This is a genomic window from Sphingobacterium sp. B29, assembly GCF_001952815.1.
In the GTDB taxonomy this organism is placed as follows: Bacteria; Bacteroidota; Bacteroidia; order Sphingobacteriales; family Sphingobacteriaceae; genus Sphingobacterium; species Sphingobacterium siyangense.
On record NZ_CP019158.1, the window covers coordinates 4,005,703 to 4,018,654 of the forward strand.

The 12,952-nt window shown below is 42.0% G+C and carries 14 protein-coding genes; 2 read left to right on the plus strand and 12 right to left on the minus strand.

Annotated features, from left to right (window positions below; genetic code table 11):
* Positions 1-45 precede the first annotated feature (45 nt).
* Positions 46-798, plus strand: coding sequence for an SDR family oxidoreductase (locus tag BV902_RS17050; RefSeq protein WP_075992957.1), 753 nt, complete (start codon positions 46-48; stop codon positions 796-798).
* A 142-nt stretch (positions 799-940) separates the two neighbouring features.
* Here the strand turns inward: BV902_RS17050 and BV902_RS17055 are convergent, their stop codons facing one another.
* Complete coding sequence (locus BV902_RS17055) at positions 941-1,687, minus strand: SDR family oxidoreductase (protein WP_075992958.1); 747 nt, start codon at positions 1,685-1,687, stop codon at positions 941-943.
* 103 nt (positions 1,688-1,790) lie between these two features.
* On the opposite strand from BV902_RS17055, the gene BV902_RS17060 reads away from it, so the two are divergent.
* On the plus strand, positions 1,791-2,129 hold the full coding sequence (locus BV902_RS17060; RefSeq protein WP_075992959.1) for a winged helix-turn-helix transcriptional regulator: 339 nt from the start codon (positions 1,791-1,793) through the stop codon (positions 2,127-2,129).
* Between the two features lie 69 nt (positions 2,130-2,198).
* Here BV902_RS17060 and BV902_RS17065 read toward each other — a convergent pair whose 3' ends face one another.
* The 11 genes from BV902_RS17065 to BV902_RS17115 all read right to left on the minus strand — a co-directional run bounded on the left by BV902_RS17065 (position 2,199) and on the right by BV902_RS17115 (position 12,910).
* A complete protein-coding gene (locus tag BV902_RS17065; RefSeq protein ID WP_075992960.1) occupies positions 2,199-2,705 on the minus strand; it encodes a DsbA family protein in 507 nt (168 codons plus the stop codon).
* Positions 2,706-2,707: 2 nt separating this feature from the next.
* Positions 2,708-3,169 carry a redoxin domain-containing protein gene (locus tag BV902_RS17070; protein ID WP_075992961.1) on the minus strand — a complete coding sequence of 154 codons (462 nt, stop codon included), beginning with the start codon at positions 3,167-3,169 and terminating at the stop codon, positions 2,708-2,710.
* 96 nt (positions 3,170-3,265) lie between these two features.
* Positions 3,266-4,312, minus strand: coding sequence for a cupin domain-containing protein (locus BV902_RS17075; RefSeq protein ID WP_075992962.1), 1,047 nt, complete (start codon positions 4,310-4,312; stop codon positions 3,266-3,268).
* A 339-nt stretch (positions 4,313-4,651) separates the two neighbouring features.
* On the minus strand, positions 4,652-5,473 hold the full coding sequence (locus BV902_RS17080; RefSeq protein WP_075992963.1) for an alpha/beta fold hydrolase: 822 nt from the start codon (positions 5,471-5,473) through the stop codon (positions 4,652-4,654).
* Positions 5,474-5,653: 180 nt separating this feature from the next.
* Positions 5,654-7,864, minus strand: coding sequence for an ATP-binding protein (locus tag BV902_RS17085; protein WP_216640368.1), 2,211 nt, complete (start codon positions 7,862-7,864; stop codon positions 5,654-5,656).
* Positions 7,865-7,921: 57 nt separating this feature from the next.
* Positions 7,922-8,617 (minus strand): LytR/AlgR family response regulator transcription factor, encoded by a 696-nt coding sequence (locus BV902_RS17090; RefSeq protein ID WP_075992965.1) that lies wholly within the window; start codon positions 8,615-8,617, stop codon positions 7,922-7,924.
* A 71-nt stretch (positions 8,618-8,688) separates the two neighbouring features.
* Complete coding sequence (locus BV902_RS17095; protein WP_075992966.1) at positions 8,689-9,162, minus strand: Dps family protein; 474 nt, start codon at positions 9,160-9,162, stop codon at positions 8,689-8,691.
* Positions 9,163-9,309: 147 nt separating this feature from the next.
* Complete coding sequence (locus tag BV902_RS17100) at positions 9,310-9,867, minus strand: hypothetical protein (protein WP_075992967.1); 558 nt, start codon at positions 9,865-9,867, stop codon at positions 9,310-9,312.
* A 310-nt stretch (positions 9,868-10,177) separates the two neighbouring features.
* Positions 10,178-10,981, minus strand: coding sequence for a helix-turn-helix domain-containing protein (locus BV902_RS17105; protein WP_075992968.1), 804 nt, complete (start codon positions 10,979-10,981; stop codon positions 10,178-10,180).
* Positions 10,982-11,010: 29 nt separating this feature from the next.
* On the minus strand, positions 11,011-11,985 hold the full coding sequence (locus BV902_RS17110; RefSeq protein WP_075992969.1) for an SDR family oxidoreductase: 975 nt from the start codon (positions 11,983-11,985) through the stop codon (positions 11,011-11,013).
* A 10-nt stretch (positions 11,986-11,995) separates the two neighbouring features.
* Positions 11,996-12,910, minus strand: coding sequence for an oxidoreductase (locus BV902_RS17115; protein WP_075992970.1), 915 nt, complete (start codon positions 12,908-12,910; stop codon positions 11,996-11,998).
* Between the last annotated feature and the right edge of the window lie 42 nt (positions 12,911-12,952).

A 12,952-nucleotide genomic window follows, 5' to 3' on the forward strand; every position in this document is an offset into this window, starting at 1 on the left:
TCAATTTTGCACTATAGATAAGTTGTAAATTTAAATAGTTTAGCTATGAAAATCTTAGTAATCGGTGGTACAGGTCTTACTGGAAGGCTGGTCACAAAAAAACTGGCAAATCTCGGTCATCAGGTGCACATTGGCTCGCCTTCACATGGAGTGGATCTCATGACGGGAGAAGGTCTCTCCCAGGCGCTGAAAAATACAGAGATCGTAATCGATCTATCCAATTCCTCCTCTCCTGAAGAAGAAAATGCAATTCATTTTTTTCAGACCGCAGGAAAGAATCTGGTAAAAGCGGAGCTGGCTGCAAACATCAGGCATCACCTCGTACTTTCCATTGTCGGAACGGACGATGCGCTGGAGATCGGATATCTTCGCGCAAAGAAATATCAGGAAGACAACATCAAGAACTCCGGGATACCCTATACCATCATTCGTTCGACACAGTTTTATGAGCATACTGATTCCATCATTGCGGTTCAGGGTCAGGGTGACGAGGTATTTGTTTCCAAGATCGATTACCAACCCATTGCCCTGGAAGATGTCACGGACTATATTGTGCGGTTTGCACTCGAGGAGCCTAAAAATGGGACGGTCGAGATTGCAGGGCCTATAAAGGCCAATATGGACGATTTTGTTGCGAAATATATCGCGATCACTGGGAAGCACATAAGGGTAGTTTCTGACGACGATAGCAAATATATGCATCTAGTTGTTCCTAAATCATTGCTCGTACCTGTTGGAGCATATTGTGCCGGTAAGGCTCATTTTGAGGACTGGGCACTGAATACTACATTAAGTTAAGCAGTCAAAAAAGAGAAATCACCGACCTTTGCTGAGCTGGATATCTTATAGATCGATACGCTCAGTAGTTGGTGTATATCAATAGCAAGTGCTGGAATTTTTTCAAGGTTCCAGCACTTGCATTTCAAAAGTAAAGTCCCAATTATAAAACCATTCCACCATCAATAAGGATTTCCGTTCCGGTCATGAAACTTGCCACATTGTTATCTGACAGGTAAATAACAGCTTTGGCTACATCTTCCGCAGTTCCCATTTTTTGTAAAGGGATTCCGCTGATTAACCATTCATCAAGACCTTCCAATGTTTTTTCATCCAGTCCTGCTTTGGTCATAATCTCCGTTTTTGTAGGCCCCGGGCTCACTAAATTTACTCTGATTTTTCTTGGTGCCAGTTCTGCAGCAGCGGTCTTCGCAATGGAATTCAATGCTGCTTTGCTTGCCTGGTAAATCGAGCTATTTGGTTTAGATGTGGTCGCGACGTTGGATGAAAGAAATACCACTGAAGCACCATCATTTAACAGGGGAATAAATTTGCTCAAAGTAAAATAAGCTCCTCTGAAATTAATAGCCATTACATTGTCAAAATTTTCGGCACTCATATGTTCGATCGGACCTAAACTTCCGGTGATGCCTGCGTTAATAAACAGGATATCAATTTTTCCGAATTGCTTTTCAACTTGGGTTTTGAAATTTTCAATATCTTCCAATTTCCCTTGATCTGCCACAAAAGAACTAGCCCCTAATGCTGCCGCAGCCTTTTCAATGGCTTCTTTTCGTCTTCCGGTGATAATGACTTTTGCTCCTTCGGCAATTAACTCTTTTGCGGTGGCATATCCTATTCCGCTGTTTCCACCTGTTACAATGGCTAACTTGTTATTCAACTTTTTCATTTCTTTATTTTTTTTACAAAGTTATCAGAGAAATGGTATACTTTTGTTATCAGTATAACTGAGTATATCAGTATCATGAATTATATCACTTAACTTTGTAACCATGGAAAGAGATCAGACAGAAGAACTTAGAGCGTTGAAGGACACACTTTATTTCATTGGTGGCAAGTGGAGAATACCTGTTATTAATTCGCTTTGCAACGGCAACCGACGTTTTCGCGAAATTGAAAGAAGTATCCCCGGGATTACCACACGAATGCTTTCAAAAGAACTGAAAGATATGGAATTAAATAAGTTGGTTAAACGAACTGTTTATCCCGATACGCCTGTTTTAATTGAATATGAACCCACTGCATATTGCAGGACTTTCGGGAATATTATTTCGGAAATGATTAACTGGGGTAGAGAACACCGAAAAATGATTGTAGACGATAAGGTTTAGAATTGTATTATATGTACTACCATCAGCTAAAATGCTGATGCTGGTAGTACATATGAAATGCTTAGCAAGTTATCTAACAAAAAGATTGAAAAGGTCTTCAGCTCCAGCGTTGAACTTCTTGCCGTTAACATAAAACGATGGTGTCCCATTGACCCCGCTTATAACGCCGCCCTGAAAATCGGCATCTATTTTATTCACCAGCTCCTCTTTTTGTATATCGGACTTAAACTTTTCCATATCTAATGCTATTTTTTCCGCTATTGTAAAAAGATACTGGTCGTCAAGGTTCCGCTGATTTTCGTAAATGGCATCGTGCATTTCCCAGAACTTATCCTGCAAAGACGCAGCTTCTGCAGCGATCGCGGCCGGAAGCGCGTATTCATGCATTTCTGAAAGTGGGAAGTTTCTAAATACAAATTTCACCTCTCCACTAAATTTTTTCAAGAGCTTCTTTAGCACCGAATAAGCGGCTCCACAGTAAGGACATTGATAGTCACCATACTCTACGATAACTAAATCGGCATTTAGATTGCCTTGGGCGTGGTCAGTTGTACTGACAGGTATTTTTAATGACATAACTATTTTATTTTAAGATTTTCAAGAGCTTCCAATATTCCATCTGCGCCGGGATTTACCGCCGTCGGTGATTTGTAGCTCCATTGGATGATACCTTCTTTATCGATTACAAAAAGAGCGCGGTTGCACTGACCTTCATGCTCATTATAGACATCGTATTTCTTTGCTACCCCACCCTTTGGCTCAAAGTCTGCAAGTAGCGGAAAGTGTAGGTTACGGGACTGCGAAAAAGCCAGATGACACCATTTGCTGTCCACGGAGATTCCGAACAATTCTGCGTCATACTTTTTAAAGTACTTGAGCATTTCATTGTACAGTGCCATCTGATCACTGCAGACTGGACTCCAATCGGCAGGATAGAATGCTAAAATCACGTTACGGCCCTTAAATTCGGATAATGTAACTTTCTGGTCTGGTGTTGCAAATAATGTAAAATTTGGTGCAACAGTATTTTGTTCTAACATAATTTTATTGTTTAATAATTGATATAGGCAATATGGATGCAGATGCAAGTAGAAAGAACGCTCGTAGAAAAACTTTCTTTTCAGGCAGCATAAGTTTTATTTTTCAGGTTGAATAAAAATCTTCTTAGATGGAAATTTTTCAATTTCACCATCTGCTAAGCCAAAGTTTGTCACCACGACATCTTTAGGGTTGCCTGAAAGCCATTCGCTCAGATCAATAGACTCATATTTCCCGTTGTTAAATCCGATAAGAACACGGCATACCGTATCACCTGTATTTTTAATGTAGTGTCCAGCTCCCATGGGTACATAGCCTACGTCACCTGCATTGAAATTTTCGGTGACTACAGTACCCTCGGCAAGAAAAACAGACATCTCCGCCTGGCCCGAAATATAATACTGCCACTCGTCGGCATTCGGATGCCAGTGCATTTCCCGAAGTGCCCCAGGCTGCAATTCAAGAACAGAACCGGCCATGGTCGTACTGATCGGAAATTCCTTACTTGTAACCAATCGCTGAAGACCACCCCCGGGAATAATTCTAGGCTGCTGGGCGTGAAGCGGATAACGATGTAAATTGGTAAGTTCTATGTCAGATTCTTCTGGTCTTGCAGCAGCATTAAACGACAATTCATCCGGGACAATACCTGCGGCGAAATAGGCTTCTTTTTTCGGCAGTACAGCAACTTCTTCCAATGTCAACCCCAAATTCTGTGCTACGATTTCCGGAGGCATACTGGCAACGAAGTCAGTTACGCTAAACGTGTGGTCTTCGGAAAAATTACCGTTGTCGAATATCAGGATAAAGTGACACTCTTCAGTTCCTGTTGCCTGGATCGAATGTCCATAGCCTTTAGGAAAATACCATACATCACCCGGTTCAAAATTGTCGATATAGCTATGACCGTCCGGATGAATAATGGTCGTACGAACGGTTCCTGAAATGACGTAGGCCCATTCAGCAGCATTTGCATGCCAATGGAGTTCTCGCATACTGCCCGGCTGTAATCGCATCGATACCCCCGCAATTCCGATCGAAGCCGGGAAGTCGGTTACAGAAGCACCTCTGGTGGTGCCACCATCATTTGTGCGTGGTTCTTTTTTTTCTAATTCGTACTTGAAGCTTAATGATGTGGTTTTCATAATATTGTTTTTTAATGATTGATCTTCCTATTTTTTACTATTGTAAATTTACCGAAGAAAGGACGCGAGTGATACTGGCTTTCGGTGAACAGGCAAATATGATCGTTGAACGAGTCATGTAACAAAACATTCGTCATTCACATTATTATGGATTGGAGTAGCTTTTAGACTTATTTTTTAAAAAGTTGATCTATTGAGATAGCATGGTACTCGTTCATTAGCGCAATAAAACTTTGTTTAGTTGAAAGGCTTATAAAATTGAGGTCCCATTCTTAATTACTCCTTAACAAAAAAAGTGAGCTATGCAGCTCACTTTTTATATTTTTTGGTAAGGAAGTTTTAAGATTCAATAAAGGCTAAAATATCCTTATTGATCGTCGCAGCCTCTGTTGTAGGCATACCGTGCGGAAAGCCCGGGTAAGTAATCAAGGTTCCATTCTTTAAGAGTTTAGCAGATTTAACGCCGGCATTTTCATAAGGAACAATCTGATCATCCTCACCGTGCAGCACGAGGACAGGAATATCAACTGCTTTCAAATCTTCTGTGAAATCTGTTTCAGAAAAAGCTTTGATACCCTCATAATGGGCAACAATTCCCCCCATCATACCCTGTCTCCACCAGTTTCTCCGAATTCCTTCTTTAATATCCGCTCCCGCTCTGTTATAACCGTAAAAAGGAAGTGTTAGGTCGATATAAAATTGTTGTCTATTGTTCAAAGTCTGATCCCTGATATTATCGAATACCTCCATTGGCACACCATCAGGGTTACTTTCATTTTGTACCATGATCGGAGGTACAGCACTGATAAGTACAGCTTTCTTTGCTCTTCCATTAGCATATTTGTTCACGTAACGAATGACCTCACCTCCGCCTGTTGAGTGACCGATATGAATGACATCTTTGAGGTCAAGGAATTCAACAAGTTCGGCAGCATCAGCAGCGTACTGCTCAATGGTGTGTCCATAAATATCCTGACTCGATCTGCCATGGCCTCTCCGATCATGAGTGACTACGCGATACCCTCTCTGTAGGAAGAAAATCACCTGTGCATCCCAGTCATCGGAAGATAATGGCCAGCCGTGGTGAAACATCAATACTGGTCCCTGTCCTTGATCTTTGTAAAAAATTTCTGTTCCGTCTTTTAGTTTTAAAGTGCTCATAGCTATTTGGTTTAAATGTTAATATGTATTTTCTTTTTGCTACCATAAAACTACACGAACAATTAGCCAATTTCAAAAATCATTCGACGAATGGGCAAAATGAGTCGTTAAATAGACAACAAAAAAGATCATTAAGCATGAGCTGATGATCTTTTCAATTACGTATTGTTCATGTAGAACTTAGTCCGTATAGCTTGCTAATAAACGTTGAGCTTCTTCGACGGCTGCGGTAAGGATCTGCACGACTTCGCTTAAAACACCTTCCGATAAGGTGTTCTGTTCGGTTGTAAGTTCAAGTATTCCCAGTTTATCATCAAGAATAGGAAGCAATCCCATAATGGCGACGCTAGTTTTAAAATCATGTGCTCTTAATTTAAATCTGGAGAAATCCTGACTTGCATAAGCGGCCTTTAGCTCCTGAAGCTGGCCTGGAACTTTGTCGATAAACTGGCGGGTGACTGTCCGCTCGAAAGCGGCGTCCCCCCTACTTACCGAATGCATGTAAGCAAGGTCCAAATAAGTATACTTCCCCTTATCCGCAATTTCTTCAAACTGCACTGTAGGCTGGAATCCGATGCCAAAATGTGAAATAAGCTTAAAGAGCTCTTCTTCATTGATGGGTTTGGAAATATATTCGTTCATTCCTCTGCTGAGGCATTTTTCTCGTTCACCTGCCAAAGCGTGCGCAGTCATGGCAATGATCGGAATATCCAATTGCAACACTTCCCTGATGTGCTGCGTTGCAGCATAACCATCCATCTGGGGCATCTGTAAATCCATCAACACAAGGTCGGCCTGATTATTTTTTAGATACGCTACGGCCTCCTGTCCATTGGAAACAATGTCAAAATCTACATTCCATTGCCCGAGCAGATGCTTCATCAGGCTCTGGTTCATCATATTATCATCAACCACCAAAATATGAAGCGGTACATTGGATTGATCTTTAAAATAATTAGTATGAGCCAGGGGTGCTATTACTAGTTGTTCTTGTGCTATACCGTAGGGAATAAAAAACTTGAACGTTGTGCCGCTTCCCTGCTCGCTCTGTACTTCAATGTCGCCATGCTGGAGCAGCACGAGGTTTTTTACGATAGACAAGCCGAGTCCTGTTCCGCCATAATTGCGGGTAATGGAATCTTCGCCTTGATTAAAGCGTTCAAAAACTTCATTGAGTTTTTCTTTGTCAATTCCAATTCCGGTATCTGTGACGACAAATCCAACCACAACCTCCTTTTCGCTCCTGCTCTTTTGGTAAATTTCGATATGTATACTGCCCTGTTTGGTAAATTTAATGGCATTTCCAATCAAGTTTACCAAAATCTGGGTTAACCTGGTTGCATCCCCTGTCAGTGTATCGGGAATGGAGACATCGACCTTACTTGAAATCGAAAGCCCTTTTTCTTTTGCCCTTTCAGTGAAGAAGGTTTCTACAGAATTTAACAACCCACTGATACTGAATGTACCGACAGTGATGCGCATCATACCAGCCTCGATTTTGGAAAGGTCCAAAATATCGTTGATGATCGTCATCAAATTCTCTCCTGATTGTTGAATGGATGATACAAACTCAGAAGAGGTCGCGTCCAGACTTCTTTTTTGCAGCAGGTTTGTAAATCCGAGAATTCCACTGAGCGGGGTTCTGATTTCGTGGCTCATATTGGCAAGAAAGTTCTCCTTGGTCTGCGCTGCAATGGAAGCTTTCTTTTCCGCAGCGTCCAGTTCCTCGATCAGCACACGTTGCCGGCGGAACTGGCGTAGGATATGGAAACCGACTACCGAACCGCTCAAAATCAATAAAACCAATAGGGAAATATCGTATAGCCGTGCTTTTCTGCCCATTTCCTCACTCTGCAAGCTGAGCTCACTCATGTGCAATTGCCTACTTTTATAGATCTTCGCTGTTATTCCCGTAATTTCGTTTGAAATGATTCGGGCTCTTGGATTGGCAATTGACGTTTGATCATCCATGTTTCCAAGAGAATTATACCGTGCCAAAAGCTGATCACGGACTATTTTTTTGTCCATTGCAAGGACGCCCAGCCGTTGTATCAGCTTTTCTTCAACAGGATCGGAATTATCTCTGGACAAGGAATCCAGAAAGTTCTCGATCTGATTTATCTTTTTATCGATACCTTCCAGGTGGGTCGTATCGTTAGTGGCTATTGATGCTCTGATCCTACTTTCCACACCAAGGATATCGCGATCGATTTCCCGCAGATGATTGCTCGCACGCAGCTCGTTCAGCAGTGTGTTGTTGTTATGAATAAGTGCTTCTGTATTTCTGGCCGAATTGACCTGAACGGCAATCAGCAGTATTGTTCCCGCTATAAATGTCAGAATTATAAAGTAGCTAAACCGTTTACTGTTCATTATAGAATTACTTGTCATAAACAAAAGTTAAGAGGATGGTTAAGTAATAGCTTAAGAAGAAAAACAGTAGGTGATTTAAAATACATTCATTCTTGTATTTAAAGCCTTACGGTATGCATCTGCTACCGGAATGAATGTACCGTTTATCACAATACCACCGTCCTGTAAGGTATCTATTTTACTGATTGATACAATAAAGGACCGATGCACCCTGATAAAATCATTCTTCGGTAAACGCTCTTCCGCAGTTTTCATCTTGCCATGAATGGCAAACATCTTTTCTTTTGTATAAAATTTTACATAATCTCCCATTGCCTCAGCGTAAAAGATGTCTTCAAGCTTCAGGCGTCTTGTCACGTTAGCATCTCGGACAAACAAAAATTCATCATTGTTGATATGCACATGGTCTTTTCGGCTATCCAGGATTGCCTGGGCTTTCTCTACGGCCTGTAAAAACCGGACAGGAGAAATGGGCTTTAAAATATAATCCGCGATATTAAGCTCAAAAGCCTCTATTGCATATTCCTTTTTGGAGGAAGTGAAAATGATGATTGTATCTTTACCAGATAAACTTTTGGTAAGCTCAATACCTGTCATTTCAGGCATTTCAATATCTAGAAAGAGCAGGTCAACCTCGTTTTTCTGAATAAAATGGTAGGCCTCCATAGCGTTTGAAAATTCCTGCACGATGGTAAGATCCGGAACCTGCTTTGCCAAATGGGCCAAGGTCGTTCTTGCAATATCATTATCGTCAACAATCAGAGCTTTCATAGTAATAAGTATATATGTTAATATGACAAATATACTTATTACTTTCTTTTTTTATCGCTAACCAATAGCTCCTATCTAAAATAGGAACGGATCATCCATGCCATCTCCTCATGGCTTTCCATCAGTCCCGTAATGAAGTCGCTGGTTCCATAATCTTTATATTCCTCGGCAAAAGGTGTAATATTTCCGCGTAAAAATTCAATGATACTTTCGTGGTCTGCCAGCAGGTCTTTCATGTAGCCAAGACCATCATTCGTCCTGTCACTATACTCGGTAAGGTGAGTCAGTTCCAGGTAGCTCTTCAGGGTTGCTGGTGCATAATGCCCGATTTTTCGTAGGCGTTCTGCAACACTATCAATAAGTTCGTCCAACTGCTTGTACTGCTCCTCAAAGAAGATATGGTTTGCATGAAAATTGTCTCCCGTGACGTTCCAGTGTGCGTTTCGGGTCTTGATATAAAGGACAGTTTCATCAGCCAATAATTTTGCCAATTGTGCAGCAACAGCATCTGTGCTTGCTTCGTTTATTCCAATGTTTGCTTTCATGGTATTTATAAATTGAGTGTTTGATAATTATATTTTATAAGTAATCTGATCTTTTAGCATTCCATAAAACTTCATTTCTACCAGCTCCGCGAATGCCCAGGTACAGATTAATTTGTCAAATAATGTATTTTCCTTTTTAAAGAAATTTTAAAAAGGTTGGTTGTATTTCCCTGTAAGGGCTTTATTTTCGATACTTTTAGCAAAGTTCGGAGTCTCCTCATGGTTGTGTGCATCCGAAGCGGCCTGTCTTGCTGCAGCTGCATCCGAAAGATTTATGCCATTTTCTTTGATATAGGCCAGCATTTCAGGAGTAGCAGTTGCATGGATCTCATTGGTGTATAGACAGGTATTGTCATCAATTTTGGTGGCCTTAAGCTCCCAAAGCACCTGAACTTTTGTACGGCCTCCTTTGGTGATCGAGTCTGAAATCGAAAGCATCCGACAGTAATCCGGCTCATGGACAATAGCTACGTAATGCTGTACCATTAAGGCATCTCCTATTGTTTCGACATTCAGTGAAACCGGTTCTCCGTCAAATGTTGTGGAGATTGCTGCACCGATATGTTGGGTAGAGCATCGCTGATATTCTGCGTCGGGTAGGTTCAATAACCAATCGGCAATATTTACTTTCTCAATTGGTGCATGGATGATTGCTGTAACTGCTGAATGTGACAATGCGTTTTCTGGAGTTTGAATAATTTCCATAATACTGTTTTTTTAAATGGTTGTTTTATTTTACTGATGTAAATCTAGGCCTATTTACCGTCCGCCGAATTTACTATCCATCGGACGGGCATAAAGTATCGTTAAAAAGGGAATATTAATCGTTGAGGCGATGAAGGATGAAGTAATCTGCAAAGCGCGCGGCGGCTCTATGTTTTTTACGTTCAGGGTGTCAGTAAATGTTCTTCTGCAATCTGATGGTTTCCTTAACGATTATTTCAGCATCAAGAACAGCATTGTAGATGAAATGTCAGGGGGAGGTTTTTTATAGTTGGACTTTTGCTACTTGTTATTAAATCCCATTTGAAACGGGCTTTGCTATCTCATTTGGTGTCTTTCCGAATTCTTTCTTGAACGCAAAAGAAAAATGCGACAGATCTTCAAAACCTACTTCAAGATAGACATCACTCGGCTTTCTGGATTGCTCGGCAATTTGAAAATAGGCCTCCTGCAATCTTTTTCTCTTGAGCCAGGTGCCCGGAGCCATTCCGAATACACGCTGAAAATCCCGCTTGAAGGTCGATAGGCTCCTCCCCGTAAAAAATGCAAACTTTTGCAGGCTGATGTTAAACCTAAAATTTTTGTTCATGTATTCCTTTAAATTAATCCGATTAGGTAACGAGAAATTGAAAAATATATGAATGAGGTCAGGATTCGATTTTAACAGAATAATCAGTAATTCCTCTCTCTTGACATCAACAAAATCTGCACTGATCTCCAGATCGCCGGTATAATACGGTTCCAGGGATGTTATAAAATTCTTAATAAACCTATTTTCCGGTATGAAAATAAAGGAGTCGCCGATGGCTGATGGCCGAATTTCATAAACATGGCGTTCAAGAAAGCGCTTCAGGAATTCCTCATCCAGGGTAATGATGATTTTTTCAAATTCATCATTGTCCTTATATTTTGTATAACGTACCAAATGATTTTTCCGGGCGATACAATATTCGCCCGGTTTCATGCTGTAGTTTTTTTCGCCGTCATAAGCCTTCATATCTCCCTTCAATAAATATAGAAAATAGTTTTCCGGTATATAGTTTTCGGGGGAGATCTCCGGACCCAGGTGACAGGATTGGATGTTGTTTACTTTCATGGTTTACCAAATATACCGATCCCTAACGTTTAATCCTGTACCTGACAAAATTTTAAACTGTCCACGCTTGCAAGTATCGCCAGTTCTTTCGCACGCGGGTGCCAGCCGAGCATTTCTGTCGCTTTTTTGTTGGACATCTTTGTATACTCTTGGGGTGGTGTAGGCTGCAGAAAAGCAATTTTTCCGGCCAGTTTTGGGCGTTCCTTTTTGATCAGTTCGGCTACATCATAAAAAGACATAGCCCCTTCCGAAGTTGCCAGAAATCGCTGTCCGGCCGCTTCAGGGTGTAACATCGCTTTGATATGGATATCAGCGACATCGCGAACATCTACCACACCAAATGTAAATGGTGCATTTTCCTTGACGAGTCCGTCAACAATACCCCTAACGACAGTATCCAGCGAGGCCGAGGAAATACCGCCGAGGATGGGGCCAAAAATTCCGACGGGATTAATGACCGTTAACTCCATAGCTGTGGCTGCATCCTCCATAAATTGCCAAGCGGCCTTTTCTGCAATTGTTTTTGATTTTATATAAGCCTGTATCGGTGCGTTTTCATCGGTCCAGTCGAGCTCCGTAAAAACATGATTTTTGGGATCGATGCTATAACCGATCGCAGCAAAAGAGGATGTGAGCACGACACGTTTGACGCCTGCCCTTTTCGCGGCTTTCAAGGCTCTCAACGTACCTTCTCTGGCAGGTATAATCAGCTCGTTTTCGTCTTTGGGCTGCTCGGCGAAAAATGGCGAGGCCACATGCAGGACATAGTCACATCCCTGCGCCGCTTCGTCCCATCCGCTGTCGGAAAGCAGATCGGCCTGATAAAAAGATAGCTGATCAAACGTGCTGATGCCGCCTTCGCTCAGCGCATCCAAGATTTCGTTCTTACGGGCGAGCGTGCGTAGTGTTGTTCTTACGGTAAATCCCTGCTCAAGTAGTGCAAGAATAGTATTAACGCCTAAAAATCCGGTACCACCGGTTACTAAAACTGTTTGATTGTTCATTTCGGATCAATTATATGAATTTGTAGGTCAACTGTATGGCATTTTCCGCATAATCCCACAGCCTTTTGGCAAGCACTTCATCGGTCATCGCTGCGGTGTGATGATTTGATAGCGCCGGATATCCCGCATATTCTTTCGGACCATCCGGCCCGTAAAATTTCCCGCCTTCAACCGACGCATCTGTCGCTGCGAATAAGCTGGGCAAAGCTCCCTGCCAGGGATCCATCACCTGATCAAATCCAGCAAACATGCCTTCCAGATTTTCATCCGGTATATTCCGCTGTAAATCGGTGCGCGTAACACCCGGGTGTGCCGCCACAGCAATCGCTGACATGCGGGCATTCCTGAATCTCCTGTGCAGCTCATAGCTGAACAAGATATCTGCCAGTTTGCTCACCGCATATGCACGCCATTCGTCATAGCTCTTTTCCAATCTGAGGTTATCAAAATCTATGCTATCCACTAACGTAGCCGCCCCGCTGGAAAGTGTCACTACCCGTGCGTTGGCAGTCTGCTTAAGTAGCGGTAGCAGATATCCTGTCAGCGCAAAATGCCCCATAAAGTTTACACCGAACTGCAATTCAAATCCGTCATCCGTTTTAGCAGCTGGGGGCACCATTACTCCGGCATTGTTGACGAGTATATCCAGTTTTGTATGCTTTTGCATAAAGAGATCTGCAAATTCCCGAACCTGTCCAATGTTTGCAAGGTCGAGTTTTCCATAGTCCAATGTTCCGGTCCCTGCCGTGTCGGATTGGATTTTTTGGATCGCATTTTTTGCTTTTTGTACATCTCGTGCAGCGATGGTCACCTGTGCACCTGCTGCAAACAATGCTTTTGCTGTTTCAAACCCTATGCCCGTGTTTGATCCGGTCACGATTGCTATTTTACCTGATAAATCAGGTATATTATTTTTTGTCCACATAACCCTTTGTTTTTATTCTTCTACAAAATTCGTGGAATAGCT

What these genes read in the sequence shown, in the direction of transcription:
- BV902_RS17050 (WP_075992957.1), top strand. Translation starts at nt 46, where the DNA reads ATGAAAATCTTAGTAATCGGTGGTACAGGTCTTACTGGAAGGCTGGTC.
- BV902_RS17055 (WP_075992958.1), bottom strand. Translation starts at nt 1,687, where the DNA reads ATGAAAAAGTTGAATAACAAGTTAGCCATTGTAACAGGTGGAAACAGC.
- BV902_RS17060 (WP_075992959.1), top strand. Translation starts at nt 1,791, where the DNA reads ATGGAAAGAGATCAGACAGAAGAACTTAGAGCGTTGAAGGACACACTT.
- BV902_RS17065 (WP_075992960.1), bottom strand. Translation starts at nt 2,705, where the DNA reads ATGTCATTAAAAATACCTGTCAGTACAACTGACCACGCCCAAGGCAAT.
- BV902_RS17070 (WP_075992961.1), bottom strand. Translation starts at nt 3,169, where the DNA reads ATGTTAGAACAAAATACTGTTGCACCAAATTTTACATTATTTGCAACA.
- BV902_RS17075 (WP_075992962.1), bottom strand. Translation starts at nt 4,312, where the DNA reads ATGAAAACCACATCATTAAGCTTCAAGTACGAATTAGAAAAAAAAGAA.
- BV902_RS17080 (WP_075992963.1), bottom strand. Translation starts at nt 5,473, where the DNA reads ATGAGCACTTTAAAACTAAAAGACGGAACAGAAATTTTTTACAAAGAT.
- BV902_RS17085 (WP_216640368.1), bottom strand. Translation starts at nt 7,864, where the DNA reads ATGACAAGTAATTCTATAATGAACAGTAAACGGTTTAGCTACTTTATA.
- BV902_RS17090 (WP_075992965.1), bottom strand. Translation starts at nt 8,617, where the DNA reads ATGAAAGCTCTGATTGTTGACGATAATGATATTGCAAGAACGACCTTG.
- BV902_RS17095 (WP_075992966.1), bottom strand. Translation starts at nt 9,162, where the DNA reads ATGAAAGCAAACATTGGAATAAACGAAGCAAGCACAGATGCTGTTGCT.
- BV902_RS17100 (WP_075992967.1), bottom strand. Translation starts at nt 9,867, where the DNA reads ATGGAAATTATTCAAACTCCAGAAAACGCATTGTCACATTCAGCAGTT.
- BV902_RS17105 (WP_075992968.1), bottom strand. Translation starts at nt 10,981, where the DNA reads ATGAAAGTAAACAACATCCAATCCTGTCACCTGGGTCCGGAGATCTCC.
- BV902_RS17110 (WP_075992969.1), bottom strand. Translation starts at nt 11,985, where the DNA reads ATGAACAATCAAACAGTTTTAGTAACCGGTGGTACCGGATTTTTAGGC.
- BV902_RS17115 (WP_075992970.1), bottom strand. Translation starts at nt 12,910, where the DNA reads ATGTGGACAAAAAATAATATACCTGATTTATCAGGTAAAATAGCAATC.